The following is a 14,253-nucleotide window of genomic DNA, read 5'->3' as shown; positions in this document are numbered from 1 at the left end:
GTGCCCGAATATGCTACGTCTGGATTTGCAGTTTTTTGCACAGAAAAAGGGAGTAGGTAGTACCAAAAACGGACGTGACTCTGAGGCTAAACGTCTTGGAGCCAAGCGAGCTGATGGTCAGTTCGTAACCGGCGGATCCATTCTTTACCGTCAGCGTGGTACGAAGATTTATCCAGGGGTAAACGTTGGACGTGGAGGAGACGATACCCTTTATGCCAAAATTGATGGCGTCGTAAAGTTTGAACGTTACGGACGCAACCGAAAAAAAGTGAGTGTTTATCCCGTCCAAAAAGAAGCATAAATGCATTCGAAATAACGTTCATGAGGAACTCTGATCCCAAAGGGTCAGAGTTCTTTTTGTACATATTGTATGCAGGAAAGGTGTATGTTCCTTTTGAGTTATACATACAGAAAACAGGTTGCGGTCACATTTTTGAAAATCCACATTATTTGCTATAATTTTCTTACTATGTGTATAAAGGGAGCGGTTCTGGAATGAAGGCAGATGATGTTCTCGAGATCATACGTCACTACCGTCATGATTTGCTTAATGAGCTGCAGCTGGTTCATGGGTATCTTTCCATGGGAAAGACGGAAAAAACGGGTAAAAAGGTACAAAATATGATTGAGAGGTATCATGAAGAGCGGAAGTTATTTGACCTCCATTGCCCGTATTTTACCCTGTGGCTGATGAGCGTGGACAGAAACTATCCCCAGTTTCGCATCCGTTACGAAACAGCTGATATCGGGGAAATCAGCAATATGGACCTAACCCTGTTTTCTTCCTGCCGGGAAATTTTTTCGCTTATTGGGGATTATATTTTCAAGAACCATATGTATCATGGAAAATTACAGATTGAACAGGAGGATGAAATGATCAGACTTTCATTTGCTTTTCATGGTTCCATTCAACATCCAGATCAATTAAAAAAGGAATTATCGGCCAGACCTTATATACAACAGGCTGAAATAGACGAAGAAAACTTTGGGTTCATCCTTGAATATCAATTGAGGTGATAGCAAATGTTCGTGGATCAGGTACAGGTATATGTTAAAGCAGGAGACGGAGGAAATGGCATGGTGGCCTTCCGCAGGGAAAAATATGTTCCTAAAGGAGGACCGGCCGGCGGAGACGGTGGAAATGGCGGAGATGTCGTATTTGAGGTTGATGAAGGTTTAAATACGTTAATGGACTTCAGATACCAGAAACATTTTAAAGCTTCCAGGGGTGAAAACGGCATGAGCAAAGGGCAGCATGGCAAAAACGCCGATCCTCTTATTGTCAAAGTGCCGCCGGGTACGACGGTAAAGGATGCGGATACTGGAGAAGTGATTGCCGATTTAATTGAGCATAGGCAACAGGCTGTTATAGCTAAAGGCGGAAGAGGCGGCCGGGGGAATATCCGGTTTGCTACTTCGCGAAACCGTGCGCCGGAGATCGCAGAAAACGGTGAACCAGGTCAGGAACGGTATATTCAGCTGGAGCTTAAGCTTCTTGCCGATGTTGGCCTTGTGGGCTTTCCAAGTGTTGGAAAATCAACCCTGTTATCGGTTGTAACAGCCGCGAAACCTAAAATCGCAGACTACCACTTTACCACTCTTGTCCCTAATCTTGGTGTGGTAGAAACAGAGGATCATCGGAGCTTTGTCATGGCTGATCTTCCCGGGTTAATTGAGGGGGCTCACGAAGGGGTAGGCCTTGGACATCAATTTTTGCGCCACGTGGAACGAACGAGGGTCATTGTCCATGTCATCGATATGTCCGGCATGGAAGGCCGTGACCCATTTGAAGATTATCTCACGATTAACAAAGAGCTAAAAGAATATGATGAACGCCTTTCGGAACGCCCGCAAATGGTCGTCGCAAACAAAATGGATATGCCTGAAGCTGAAGAACATTTAAACGTATTTCGGAAGAAGTTAAGTGACGATATTCAAGTTTTCCCGATATCCGCCATTACAAGACAGGGCCTTAAAGAGTGGCTTTTTGCGCTAGCTGATCTGCTGGAGCGGATTCCAAAGGAAAACCTGTATGAGCCAGAAAACGAAGACCGGGTAGTATATAAATTTGAAAAGGAAGAAGAACCGTTTCAAATCTCCCGGGACCCCGATGGCGCCTTTGTGCTTTCTGGAGATAGAATCGAGAAACTGTTTAAAATGACTGATTTTTCCCGTGATGAATCGATTCAGCGTTTTTCCAGGAAGCTCAGAAAAATGGGGGTAGACGATGCTTTGAGAAAAAAAGGCGCGAAGGATGGAGACACTGTCCGTCTTCTAGAATATGAATTTGAATTTGTTGAATAATTGGAGGAAGGAATGGGGGCTTGAGATGGCTAAAGAAGCAGAAACATTTTATTTAGTGAGAAGTGATGTGCTTCCTGAGTCGATGAAAAAAACCCTTGAAGCGAAAGAACTGCTGGAAAGGGGAAAAGTCTCTACCGTGTTTGAAGCTGTTCAGCGTGTCGATTTAAGCCGCAGTGCGTTTTACAAGTATAAAGATACGGTTTTTCCTTTTCAGGCTATTGTAAAAGAAAAGATTATTACATTGTTTTTCCACCTGGAAGATCGTACAGGAACGTTATCCAGGCTGCTGTCGACGGTAGCCGAAGCAGGATGTAATGTACTGACCATCCACCAGACCATTCCCCTACAGGGTAAAGCGAACGTCACATTGTCATTAAATACGGCAAAGATGACTAAAAATATTGAGGAGCTCATACAGGAGTTCAAACGGCTGGATTTTGTGGATCATGTAGATATATTAAGCTCAGGTGCTTAAAAGGCAGGAGGATTTCAAAGGATGTCATATCAAGTAGGCTATCTAGGACCAAAAGGAACATTTACCAAAATGGCAGTGGACGGATTTTTTAAAGACTATGAATCCAGAAGTTATGAAACCATACCGGAATGCATGGATGCCGTTGAAAACGGAGAAGTGGATGCGGGAGTTGTGCCGTTAGAGAATGCAATTGAAGGGACCGTGCACTTAACGATCGATTACTTAATTCATCAGGTCAGTCTGCCCATTATAGGGGAAATTATCGTTCCCATAAAGCAGCATTTGCTTGTTCATCCCGACTTTGATGGTGATTTAGGCGACATTGACATCATCTATTCACACAGCCATGCGATCGCACAGTGTCATCAATTTATCCATAAAAATATGAAGGATTCAAGGATATCCTACACCTCATCTACGGGGCAGGCCGCACAATTGATCAGTGAAAAAGGCGGAAACATAGCCGCTATTGGTAATGAACTGGCCGCAGGGGAGTATGGCCTTAAGATTTTTAAGCAAGAAATCCATGATTATCCGAATAACCATACCCGTTTTGCGGTGATTCAAAAGGAAAAAAAGCGATTGCCCATGCAAGACTTCCAGCCGCAAAATTATAAAACAACCATTATGGTAACCCTCCCGAGGGATTATGCTGGAGCTCTCCACCAGGTGTTATCCGCTTTTTCCTGGAGAAAGATGAACCTGTCAAAAATCGAATCTAGACCTATGAAAACCGGTCTTGGGAATTATTTTTTTATCATTGATGTGGACCAGACGTATGATCAGGTGCTGTTTCCAGGAGTTCAGGCCGAACTTGAGGCTCTTGGATGCAGTATGAAAGTGCTTGGTACGTATCCATCATTTTTGCTGAGTGAGGAGATCATAAAAAACATTTGCGATCATAAATCTTAAACCAGCTTACCCCTTCCAGTTTTTGATACTGGGAGGGGGGTTTTTTTGATTGGCAAATGGGTATTTCCTTATCTGAAAAAGAAAGTGAAGTCTTTTGCATTGCCTGGATGAAGGACATATTGTGCAAGTTTTTCTCTTCTATCCTCCTTTCACATCAATTAAATTGGACACTTTATCTGATAATCTGATACCATGTTTTGTGTCCTAGAATGCCTTTATATGTCTGGGAAGGATTTTCTTCTCTATAACAGATCAATCTTCATTCAAGAAGGAATTTAGGCCTGTTTGACTCGTTTCTTCATGATGCCTTATAAAGCAGTGCACATGGACTTTTGTTGCGTCCAGACAGGTTGGCCCCTCATCTTTCTACTGAATTTGTTTGAAAAAATATAGACGAATGCCTCAACATTTAAAATTCTTTGCATATCTTGTTATTGATATGAATTGTAATACTTTGAAATAGAAAGGAGTATTTTTGGTGAAAATTCATATTGTACAAAAGGGCGACACCCTCTGGAAAATTGCAAAAAAGTACAATGTAGAATATGATGCACTGAAAAAGTTAAACACTCATTTATCCGATCCGGAAAAAATTGTTCAGGGCATGAAAATAAAAATTCCTTCTGAATCAAAACCGGTTAAAAAAGCAAAGCAAGAGGTGAGAACGGAAAAGACAAAATATCCCGCTGAACATCCCTATAAAGATGTTTCACCAAAACCAATTCCTGTTATGAAAGAAGATGACGGCAAAGAAGAACCTTTGAAAGAAAAGACGATGAAACCATTCGAAAAAAAACCGGAAATGCCAGCTGAACATGAACTACCCCAAATGCCACCATTTCCTATGCCTGATATGGAAGAATCAGTGGAATCCCATGAAGAATCAAAGGAAAAGCCAATGATGCCTCCGCCTCAGTTTCAGATTCCAATGCCATCTTATTCGTGGCATCAGCCGTGTATGTCTTACCAGCAACCGCAATTGGGATATTATCCTCATATGCACCATAGCTTTCATCACGCTTATCAGCCAGCAGCCTATCCCCAGATGACATCATACCACCAGGCACCGATGTCTCCATACATGTATGATTATGAACAGGGATCCATGCATGGAAACAGCCAGTATGAATCGCCTTTCGATGAATCGTCAGATTTTGATGTACCGGGACCATATCCAGGAGGACAGGAGTGGACTCCCTATTCTAAACCTGCACCCATGGGCATGCAGTCCTATGGATCATTTCCTGATGCTGGCAGCCAGGGATATGGACCGGGAGGGCAGCCAGTAGGCTATACTTATCCTCAATCATCTCCTCCCGTTTACTATGGCGGTACGTATGGAACACCGGGAGCATATAGTCCGACTGCCCCTTATGGAATACCAGGACATACAGGCACAACTGGCTGGCAGGGTATCCCCTATATGCCGGGCGCATATGGAAGTGATGGAGGGGGCATGCCAAGGAGGTATGATGGCCTTAATAAAAAAACGCACCAGGGTTATTCTGAAAGCGATCAGTGGAATGCGCCTTGGAATAAGGGCCGGGATAAAGAGTGAACAGGAGAAGGAGTATAAGGGACGATTCATCACTGGATCGTCTCTATTATTTTTTGGTAAGAAAGGGCCGATTATCTGTTCAGGATCTGGAGAGAATAAAACCAAATGTGTATAACATATCAACACCGTCCAAAAAATGGATTGTCAAATCCTATGGTAACAAGAAAAAAGTTCGGTTTCTCTGGGAAATAACCAGTGTCCTGAATGCTCAGAAAGGTTTTTTGACAGCCCCTTTTGTCCCATTCCCCTCCGGAGACAAAGTTCTTGAGAACGAAGGGAAATGGTGGTGTTTAATGCCTTTTATAGAAGGAGAATCACTTACATTTTCTTCCTCCCGGGACAGGCTTGCTGCTGTTTCTGCTCTTCATCAATTGCATGATGTGACAGAAGGGATGAAGGTATCACAGCAAGTCAATCGGCCATCTTACTTAACCAGAATGGAAAAGAGACTGGCAAAGTTTCTGAAAACAAGAGAAATTTTTTTCCAATACGGCCATTATCCGCTGTACAGCAGGATAAAGCAGTTATGTGTTCATGCTTTTCGGCAGATGGAACAAGTAAACTGGGATGTAATTGAAGATCGGTCAAAAAACAATGGACATTGGATTCATGGGGATTGCGCATCTCACAATTTTATCCGTCAGGGAGATGACATTTATGTCATTGATCTTGACCTCATGCATCAGGCACCCTATGTTCTGGAGTGGCTGCAGCTGGCCCAGCGATTTCTATATGCCAGCCAGTGGAGCTTCCATAGCCTGAATGAATCATTCACCATGCGTCAATATATGAAATCACCCTATTTTCAGCGGGGACTGCTCTTCCCCGGGGATTTACTGAGGGAATGGATTTTTTTCTTGAATCGGAAGCCGGCTTCCCGGCGGGTCGAACACATGCTAAACCAAATGCAAACAGACTGGGCAAAGCGGGAAAGGTTTGTGAAAGAACTTATGACTGTGATATGATAATATATTATGTATAAAAGGGGAATACGAGTGATGAACGAACACGTGGAGAAACTGACAGAGTGGTTAAAACAGCAGGTTCAGCAATCAGGGACAAATGGGTTATTGGTAGGTATCAGTGGAGGAATAGACTCAGCTGTAGTTGCCCATCTGATTAAAAGGGCCATGCCGGAACGTTCACTGGGCGTCATTATGCCCTGCAAAAGTCATCCAAAAGATGAAGAACATGCCCGGTTAGTTGTGGAGCATTCAGGAATAGACAGTATCAAAGTGGATTTGACGGAAGCCCATCAGGTGTTGTTTGAGACAATCAAGAAAAAGTTGAAGCAAAAAGGTGAATGGAACGGGGAACAGGAACGTCTGGGTGATGCGAATTTGCGGGCAAGGCTCAGGATGAGCACGCTTTACACCGTTGCTGCAAATTACAAATATTTAGTAGTCGGCACAGATAATGCGGCAGAATGGTACACCGGTTACTTTACGAAGTACGGTGATGGTGGAGTGGATTTAGTGCCTCTGGTGCACTACACAAAAGGAGAGGTTCGTAAACTGGCAAAAGAACTCGGCGTTCCAGATGTCATTATTGAAAAAGCACCAAGTGCTGGTCTCTGGGAGGGTCAGACCGATGAAAATGAAATGGGTACGACCTATGATATGATTGATCGTTACTTGAGGGGTGAATCCATACCGGACCGGGACCGAGCGATCATCGAACAAATGCATAAGCGTACAGAACATAAACGGCAGCTGGCTATTGCCCCTCCTGATTTTCATCAATGATAAAAAGTACCGAATGAAAAACACCTCCTTTTTTCAAACTAAGTAAAAAGGAGGTGTTTTTCCTTGAAAAAATCCTTTATGCTATGGACAGGTGTGATGGGGATATTATTATCAGGATGCCTGGATACTTCCCTGGATCAGCAAAAAGAGCCTGATATCACCCAGCCGTTAGAATATCAGAAAGAACAGCCAGAGAATACTACCGGGGAAGATACGCCGGATCTTGAAGACTTAAATGATCGCTTATTTGATGGAAACAACCTGAATGCAACATCTTACGGTGATAAAGATTTAGCTGCACTTGCTGAAATTATCCGGAGCAGAGTTGAAACCGTCCCCGGGGTAAACGGTGCACAGACTGTCGTAACAGAGGATAAAATAATGGTTGCACTGGACATACAAAATTATGAAACAGATACGGATACGGCTTCCATTGTACGGCAGGTAGTGGAAGATATGACAGAACGGGATGATATCAAGCAAAAAGAGGTCGTGGTTTATACGGATCAAATCTATTTTAATCGTTTAAAAAGCTTAAACGCCAGACAGGGTGCACGGTAAATGTTTTGAGATTAAAAAGGGATCAGGCGCTCTCTTTGAACGTCGCAGAATCAATCTTTTGTTATCGGGGAAAGGATGTGTAGAAATCTAACTCCTCTTATCTCCAAAGGCAGGTTTTCCTTTTCGCAGCCCTGCTATTGGTCACAGACATAATGCCAGTTATGCTCTCGGTACTTTTTTGTCCCCGGGGATTGTGATATATTGAAAAAGGAGTTTTTTCTTATTTCAGATGGGTGAAAGAGAGGAGAATCCTTATGGCTGGTCATTCAAAGTGGCATAACATCAAAAGAAGAAAAAATGCACAGGATGCCAAACGGGGAAAAATTTTCATGAAGCTGGCAAAGGAAATTTATGTTGCTGCCAAACAGGGCGGCGGGGATCCGGATACGAACCCGACACTCCGATTAGCCATTGACAAAGCAAAATCCAACAATATGCCAAATGATAATATAGAACGTGCAATTAAGAAAGCTACCGGAAATCTGGAACAAATTGACTATCATGAAATCACCTACGAAGGATATGGACCTGGCGGCGTTGCCGTAATGGTGAAAGCTCTTACGGATAACAAAAACCGGACAGCTTCGGAGGTTCGCCATGCTTTTTCAAAAAATGGCGGAAACCTTGGAGAAGGCGGTTGTGTATCATATATGTTTGACCGCAAAGGATATCTAGTCATCGACCGCAATGAACATGACGTGGATGAGGATGAACTGATGCTGGAAGTGATTGAAGCAGGAGCAGAAGAAATGGAGACCGAAGATGACAGCTACGAGATATTTACCGAGCCGGAAGTTTTTGAGCAGGTAAAGAATGCACTGGAGAAGAGCGGCTATACCTTCCAGACTGCTGAGATTACCATGATCCCACAGACATATTCACAGATTTCAGAAGAAGATGTCCAAAAAATGATGAAACTGATTGACATGCTGGAAGACAATGATGACGTTCAGGATATCTATCACAACATGGAAGCCGATGAAGAAGTCATGAGCAATCTATAAAAATGGATAAAACCTTCTATTTCCGGGAAAACTGGAAATAGAGGGTTTTCATTTTAATGGACATCATATAGAGAAGTCTTTATAGTTGGTCAAGAATACGAATGAATGATCAGGAGGAAATCATGACAAATGGAAGGTGATCACATATGAAAAATCGGTCTTCCATGTTTCTTATAGCCTTGATTACCATGGCCTCACTTACAGGATTCAACGTATTTGCAGAAAACCAGGAACATGATAGCAGTGATAAAAAGCCATGGGAGCGGGAACCTGTAACAGTTGAAGTGGTGCTGAAGAAAAAATATATAGATGGGTTTGAAGAGCAGAAAATTAAACAGGAAACCATCTGGTCTATGAGGGATTTCTGGTCTATGTATGATGACTGGAAGGTGATCGATCAATCTGAGGAACGAATGGTGTTATTGAAAAACATGGATGAACTTTCTCCGATTGTGAGAGAGTATGGATATTTTGGTCTGGATGAAGATAATATATTGACAATTTTTAAAGGAAAACCGGAGAAAGAGGAAGCCATTCAGTCTTTTTTTCAGGTTGATGTAGGCAAATTGGAAAGTTTTCACTATAAACAGCTCCGTGAAGGTATAAAAGTCAGATCTAAGGGAGAATTTAAAAAGGTAATCCAGACCTATAAAGAATTTGCTCCATCAAAAGAGGTTCACAGACAATAAAAATGTCAAAGCTTGAGCATAACTGAAAAGGTCATGAAATGAGGCTGGGACAAAACCACTAAAGGTTATGAAATATCCGAACGATATTCAATCACCACATGAATGAGTGCCCCGGCCTCTTACCCCGATGGTTTGATGATGCAAAAAGAAAAAGATGGCAGCTTCTTATTGATATAGCTGCTCATATTCCTTTCTCAAGATCCCCATGATTATTTCGTCAAAATATCGTCCGTTAAGGAAAAGAGATTCTCTAATAACACCTTCCTGTTTAAATCCGGCTTTTTCATACGCCCGAATTCCACGTGGATTATGGGAATATACTTCCAATTGCAGCCGGTTAAGAGACAGATCCTCAAAAGAATATTTCAAGGCCAGACGAACCGCTTCCGTCCCGTAACCTTTATTAAAGTAATCCGGGTGATGGATGGCTATTCGGAATCCCCCTTTACGGTTTATGTTATCAATATCAAGAATAGTTAAGTCTCCAATTATGGTATGTTGATCTTTCAAACAAATAGCAAAATCATGTCTGGTTTCATCACTGGTGATTCGTTCATAATATTCATAGGCCTGTTCCAGAGTAATGGTGTTCCTGGTGCCTGTCAAAAATCGAATATCCTCATTATGTATGGCCTGATGATAGCTTTTCATATCTTCCTTCTCGATAGGTCTTAAATAGACAGACTTCCCTAAAATCATCATTTCTCCTCCCATCCAATACTTACTAATGGTTTACGAGTCCCATCGGAAAATGTTTCATGACAAAATCATCTAAAGAATCAATCCATCTGTCAGCAACACCGATTTGTCTTTTCCCGCACCAGCAAAGGATTGGCCAGAAGTATGCGAAAAAAGGAGGGATAGGGCGTGATATAATTGAAAATGATGATGGAGAATATGTTAAAATGATAAAGGATGACATATAGTTACTCATTCAGGAAGGAAGCCGGAAATGATTGCATTTATTGAGGGGAAAATTGTAAGAATAGAAGATGAAAGCGTGCTCGTATCGGTACAGGGAGTTGGCTATGAAATTGTTTGTGCCAATCCTTATCAGTTTCAACAACAAATGAACCAGCATGTGCGAATATATACATATCACTATGTCCGGGAGGATGCTCAGGTTCTGTATGGCTTCAAAAGCCGCGAAGAAAAAGAACTGTTTGCGAAACTCCTGAATGTATCTGGAATTGGCCCAAAGGGAGCACTAAATATTCTTTCTGCATCCGGGGTACAGGAAATTGCCGCGGCCATTGAACGTGAAGATGAAAAATACTTGACCCGTTTTCCGGGTGTCGGCAAAAAAACCGCAAGACAAATGATATTAGATTTAAAAGGGAAGGTTTCGAACTGGCTGGATGAAGGCACCCAGGTAACAGGCAAAGGCCATGCCGCACAATATGAACAAAAGGAACAGATGATGGATCAAGCACTCGAAGCTCTGATGGCTCTCGGCTATACACAGCGCGAAGTTCAGAAGATCATGCCAGAACTGCGGAAACTGGAGGCTCAGTCAGTAGATGACTATGTCCGAAAAGGGTTGTCTTTTATGATGAATTCTAAATAGAAAAGAGGGGAAGAAATGATGGAAGAACGCATGGTTTCTGGAGAAATGCAGGAAGAGGATATTACAATTGAAACAGGTTTGCGCCCCTCATCACTGAATGAATATATTGGTCAGAATAAAGCCAAAGAAAATTTAGCTATCTTTATTGAAGCAGCCAGAATGCGCGAAGAGCCTTTAGACCATGTATTATTATATGGGCCGCCGGGTCTCGGCAAAACGACTCTTGCCGCTATAATTGCCAACGAAATGGGCGTACAGTTCCGGGCGACATCCGGTCCAGCAATTGAGCGGGCTGGAGATCTTGCAGCGATTTTATCTTCACTGGAACCAGGGGATGTTCTGTTTATCGATGAAATTCACCGCCTTCCCCGTTCAGTTGAGGAGGTTCTTTATCCAGCGATGGAAGATTTTTTCCTGGACATCGTCATTGGATCAGGCTCCAGTGCCCGTTCGGTAAGGCTTGACCTTCCCCCGTTTACCCTGGTAGGTGCAACGACCAGAGCCGGTCTTCTGTCGGCTCCCCTGAGGGATCGTTTTGGGGTGTTAAGCAGGCTTGATTTTTACGATTCAGATGCCCTGTGCTCCATAGTCAAGCGTACAGCAGCCATTTTTGAGGTGGATATTTCTGAGGATGCTGCCATGGAAATTGCCCGGAGGTCCAGAGGAACTCCAAGAATAGCCAACCGTCTGTTTAAACGGGTAAGAGATATTGCTCAGGTGCATGGGGAAAGGGTGATCTCCCTGAAAACGACACGTAAGGCATTAGAGATGCTACAGGTTGATCAGCAGGGACTGGATCATGTTGATCATAAATATATCCTTGGTATTATCGATAAGTTCAATGGGGGGCCGGTTGGGCTGGATACGATTGCCGCTACCATCGGGGAAGAGCCGCAGACCATTGAGGATGTTTACGAGCCTTTTTTGTTGCAAATCGGTTATATTCAGCGGACCCCCAGGGGACGCGTGGTGACCCCTCCGGCCTATCAGCATTTTAATCGGGAGGTTCCGGAATCTTGATGGAGTTCGGCAAGCTGTTTATCCTTTTAGGGATTGTTTTTATCGTAATTGGACTAGTCTGGAGTTTGATCGGCAAACTCCCGGGTGACTTTGTATTTAAAAAAGGAAATGTTACGTTTTATTTTCCCATTATGACGTCGATCGTTATCAGCATTGTGCTTTCCCTGATTTTTTATTTCATCAGCCGATTTAGATAAAGAAAAGGAGCAGAAATGTAGGATGAATATAGCAGATTTTGATTTTGAACTGCCGGAACAGCTGATCGCACAGCAACCGTTAAAAGATCGGAGTTCATCAAGACTTATGGTCTTGACAAGGGATAATCATGAGATCCGGCATACATCCTTTACACAGATTAAGCATTACCTGAGACCAGGAGATTGCCTCGTATTAAATGATACAAAGGTTTTGCCAGCAAGGCTATTCGGTATAAAAAAAGATACAGGTGCAAAAATAGAAGTACTTCTCCTTCATCAACGGGAAAAAGATCATTGGGAGGTTCTTGTAAAGCCGGCTAAGCGGGTGAAAAAAGGGACGATCATCGAATTTGGCGAGGGCCTGCTTACAGCAGAGTGCGTCAGAGAGTTAGAGCATGGCGGGAGAGTATTATCGTTTCACTACAAAGGTATATTTCTTGAAATTTTAAATGAACTGGGGGAAATGCCCCTGCCGCCGTATATTAAAACACAGCTGGATGATCAGGATCGGTACCAGACGGTTTATGCCAGGGAGGAAGGTTCTGCGGCTGCACCTACTGCCGGTCTTCACTTCACGGCCGAATTATTAAAAGAAATCCAGCAGATGGGTGTTCATCTTGCATACATTACCCTCCACGTTGGACTCGGAACCTTCCGGCCGGTAAATGTGGAAAATATTGAAGAACATGATATGCATGCGGAATTTTATCGGATGAATCAGGAAACCGCCAGTTTAATAAATCGCGTGCGAACGAACGGTGGGCGTATTATTGCTGTTGGAACGACCTCGACCCGAACCCTGGAAACCATTGTTCAAAAACATGGACATTTCCAGGAAGACAGCGGCTGGACGGATATTTTTATTTATCCTCCTTATGAATTTCAAGGAATCGACGGTTTACTTACAAACTTCCATCTTCCGAAGTCTACATTGATCATGCTGGTCAGTGCACTGGCAGGAAGAGATTTTATTTTAAAGGCTTATAGAGAAGCCGTAAAACAAGAGTATCGTTTTTTTAGTTTTGGAGATGCAATGCTGATTTTATAAACGTTGGAGAAGACATAGAAAGGGTCAGAAACATGGCAATTATATTTGAACTATTGAAAGAAGACAGTCAAACAGGTGCCCGTTTGGGACGCCTGCATACTCCTCACGGTTCTATTGATACACCGGTATTTATGCCGGTAGGTACCCTTGCGACGGTTAAGACGATGAGTCCTGAGGAACTGAATGAAATCGGAGCCCGAATCCTATTGTCCAACACGTATCATCTCTGGCTTCGTCCCGGAGAAGATATTGTGGAGGAAGCGGGCGGTCTTCATTCTTTTATGAACTGGAATGGAGCTATATTAACAGATTCAGGAGGATTTCAAGTTTTCAGTTTAAGTGATATGAGGGAGATTCAGGAGGAAGGTGTGCATTTCCGCAATCATTTAAGCGGGGAAAAATTATTTTTATCACCAGAAAAGTCCATACAGATTCAAAACTCCCTCGGAGCAGATATAATCATGGCCTTTGATGAGTGTCCGCCGTATCCGGCTGAATATGATTACATGAAACAGTCGGTTGAACGGACAAGCCGCTGGGCTGAGCGATGTTTAAAAGCCCATAGAAGACCTGAGGATCAGGGTCTTTTTGGAATCATACAGGGTGGAGAATATGAGGATTTAAGACAGCAGAGTGCCAGGGATTTAGTATCCCTTGATTTCCCGGGATATGCTGTTGGTGGACTATCGGTCGGTGAGCCGAAAGATGTGATGAATAAAGTGCTGGAATTCACCACTCCATTATTGCCGAAAAATAAGCCCCGCTATTTAATGGGCGTAGGTTCCCCGGACTCCTTAATTGACGGAGCCATTCGAGGAATCGATATGTTTGACTGTGTGCTTCCGACCAGAATTGCCCGCAACGGAACGTGCATGACATCAACCGGACGCCTCGTCGTCCGTAATGCGAAATATGCCCGGGATTTCAGGCCACTTGATGAACATTGTGACTGCTACGTGTGCAGAAATTACTCAAGGGCTTACATCCGCCACCTCATCAAAGCCAATGAAATTTTCGGAATGCGACTTACAACTTATCATAATCTTTATTTTCTGGTAAAATTAATGGAGCAAGTTCGGGAGGCGATTCGGGAAAACCGTCTGCTGGACTTTCGCGAACAATTTTTTGAACAATATGGTTTTAATAAGCCAGATGCTAAGAACTTTTAGAGAA

Annotated in this window: 17 protein-coding genes; 16 read left to right on the top strand and 1 reads right to left on the bottom strand. The window is 43.1% G+C overall.

Going from position 1 to position 14,253, the window contains the following annotated elements; all coding sequences use genetic code 11:
- The first annotated feature begins 10 nt into the window (after positions 1–10).
- The 11 genes from rpmA (at position 11) to EDD68_RS02340 (ending at position 9,248) form a co-directional block, all read left to right on the top strand.
- Positions 11–301 (top strand): 50S ribosomal protein L27, encoded by a 291-nt coding sequence (gene rpmA / locus EDD68_RS02390; protein WP_132370610.1) that lies wholly within the window; start codon positions 11–13, stop codon positions 299–301.
- Positions 302–495: 194 nt separating this feature from the next.
- A complete protein-coding gene (locus tag EDD68_RS02385) occupies positions 496–1,017 on the top strand; it encodes a Spo0B domain-containing protein (protein ID WP_132370609.1) in 522 nt (173 codons plus the stop codon).
- Positions 1,018–1,023: 6 nt separating this feature from the next.
- Positions 1,024–2,304 carry a GTPase ObgE gene (gene obgE, locus EDD68_RS02380; protein ID WP_132370608.1) on the top strand — a complete coding sequence of 427 codons (1,281 nt, stop codon included), beginning with the start codon at positions 1,024–1,026 and terminating at the stop codon, positions 2,302–2,304.
- Positions 2,305–2,329: 25 nt separating this feature from the next.
- Positions 2,330–2,779: an ACT domain-containing protein gene (locus tag EDD68_RS02375; protein ID WP_132370672.1), complete on the top strand. Its 450-nt coding sequence runs from the start codon at positions 2,330–2,332 to the stop codon at positions 2,777–2,779.
- 21 nt (positions 2,780–2,800) lie between these two features.
- Positions 2,801–3,691: a prephenate dehydratase gene (gene pheA / locus EDD68_RS02370; RefSeq protein WP_132370607.1), complete on the top strand. Its 891-nt coding sequence runs from the start codon at positions 2,801–2,803 to the stop codon at positions 3,689–3,691.
- A gap of 478 nt (positions 3,692–4,169) precedes the next feature.
- Positions 4,170–5,249 (top strand): SafA/ExsA family spore coat assembly protein, encoded by a 1,080-nt coding sequence (safA, locus tag EDD68_RS15560; protein WP_132370606.1) that lies wholly within the window; start codon positions 4,170–4,172, stop codon positions 5,247–5,249.
- 53 nt (positions 5,250–5,302) lie between these two features.
- Positions 5,303–6,214, top strand: a complete 912-nt coding sequence (locus EDD68_RS02360; RefSeq protein ID WP_165902032.1) for a phosphotransferase — start codon at positions 5,303–5,305, stop codon at positions 6,212–6,214.
- Positions 6,215–6,247: 33 nt separating this feature from the next.
- Complete coding sequence (gene nadE / locus EDD68_RS02355) at positions 6,248–6,994, top strand: NAD(+) synthase (protein WP_132370604.1); 747 nt, start codon at positions 6,248–6,250, stop codon at positions 6,992–6,994.
- Between the two features lie 63 nt (positions 6,995–7,057).
- Complete coding sequence (locus tag EDD68_RS02350) at positions 7,058–7,555, top strand: YhcN/YlaJ family sporulation lipoprotein (protein WP_132370603.1); 498 nt, start codon at positions 7,058–7,060, stop codon at positions 7,553–7,555.
- Positions 7,556–7,809: 254 nt separating this feature from the next.
- A complete protein-coding gene (locus EDD68_RS02345) occupies positions 7,810–8,559 on the top strand; it encodes a YebC/PmpR family DNA-binding transcriptional regulator (RefSeq protein ID WP_132370602.1) in 750 nt (249 codons plus the stop codon).
- A 146-nt stretch (positions 8,560–8,705) separates the two neighbouring features.
- The gene (locus EDD68_RS02340) at positions 8,706–9,248 is read left to right on the top strand and encodes a BofC C-terminal domain-containing protein (protein WP_132370601.1); all 543 of its coding nucleotides are present in this window, start codon (positions 8,706–8,708) and stop codon (positions 9,246–9,248) included.
- A 165-nt stretch (positions 9,249–9,413) separates the two neighbouring features.
- Here the strand turns inward: EDD68_RS02340 and EDD68_RS02335 are convergent, their stop codons facing one another.
- Positions 9,414–9,947 carry a GNAT family N-acetyltransferase gene (locus EDD68_RS02335; protein ID WP_132370600.1) on the bottom strand — a complete coding sequence of 178 codons (534 nt, stop codon included), beginning with the start codon at positions 9,945–9,947 and terminating at the stop codon, positions 9,414–9,416.
- A 253-nt stretch (positions 9,948–10,200) separates the two neighbouring features.
- Here EDD68_RS02335 and ruvA point away from each other — a divergent pair, with 253 nt between their 5' ends.
- Genes ruvA through tgt form a run of 5 tightly spaced genes read left to right on the top strand, consistent with a single transcriptional unit; the run spans position 10,201 to position 14,249 of the window.
- Entirely contained in the window at positions 10,201–10,815 is a 615-nt protein-coding gene (gene ruvA, locus EDD68_RS02330; RefSeq protein WP_132370599.1) for a Holliday junction branch migration protein RuvA, read from the top strand.
- Between the two features lie 18 nt (positions 10,816–10,833).
- The gene (gene ruvB, locus EDD68_RS02325; RefSeq protein WP_132370598.1) at positions 10,834–11,835 is read left to right on the top strand and encodes a Holliday junction branch migration DNA helicase RuvB; all 1,002 of its coding nucleotides are present in this window, start codon (positions 10,834–10,836) and stop codon (positions 11,833–11,835) included.
- The gene (locus tag EDD68_RS02320) at positions 11,835–12,032 is read left to right on the top strand and encodes a DUF2905 domain-containing protein (protein WP_132370671.1); all 198 of its coding nucleotides are present in this window, start codon (positions 11,835–11,837) and stop codon (positions 12,030–12,032) included. The genes ruvB and EDD68_RS02320 overlap by 1 nt, the downstream gene beginning before the upstream one ends.
- A gap of 22 nt (positions 12,033–12,054) precedes the next feature.
- Positions 12,055–13,080, top strand: a complete 1,026-nt coding sequence (gene queA / locus EDD68_RS02315) for a tRNA preQ1(34) S-adenosylmethionine ribosyltransferase-isomerase QueA (RefSeq protein ID WP_132370597.1) — start codon at positions 12,055–12,057, stop codon at positions 13,078–13,080.
- Positions 13,081–13,112: 32 nt separating this feature from the next.
- Positions 13,113–14,249 (top strand): tRNA guanosine(34) transglycosylase Tgt, encoded by a 1,137-nt coding sequence (gene tgt, locus EDD68_RS02310; protein ID WP_132370596.1) that lies wholly within the window; start codon positions 13,113–13,115, stop codon positions 14,247–14,249.
- Positions 14,250–14,253 lie beyond the last annotated feature (4 nt).

Source organism: Melghiribacillus thermohalophilus (assembly GCF_004342905.1).
Classification (GTDB): Bacteria; Bacillota; Bacilli; order Bacillales; family Alkalibacillaceae; genus Melghiribacillus; species Melghiribacillus thermohalophilus.
Note: the sequence above shows the minus strand (reverse complement) of the source record. Positions and strands in the feature narration are given on the sequence as shown.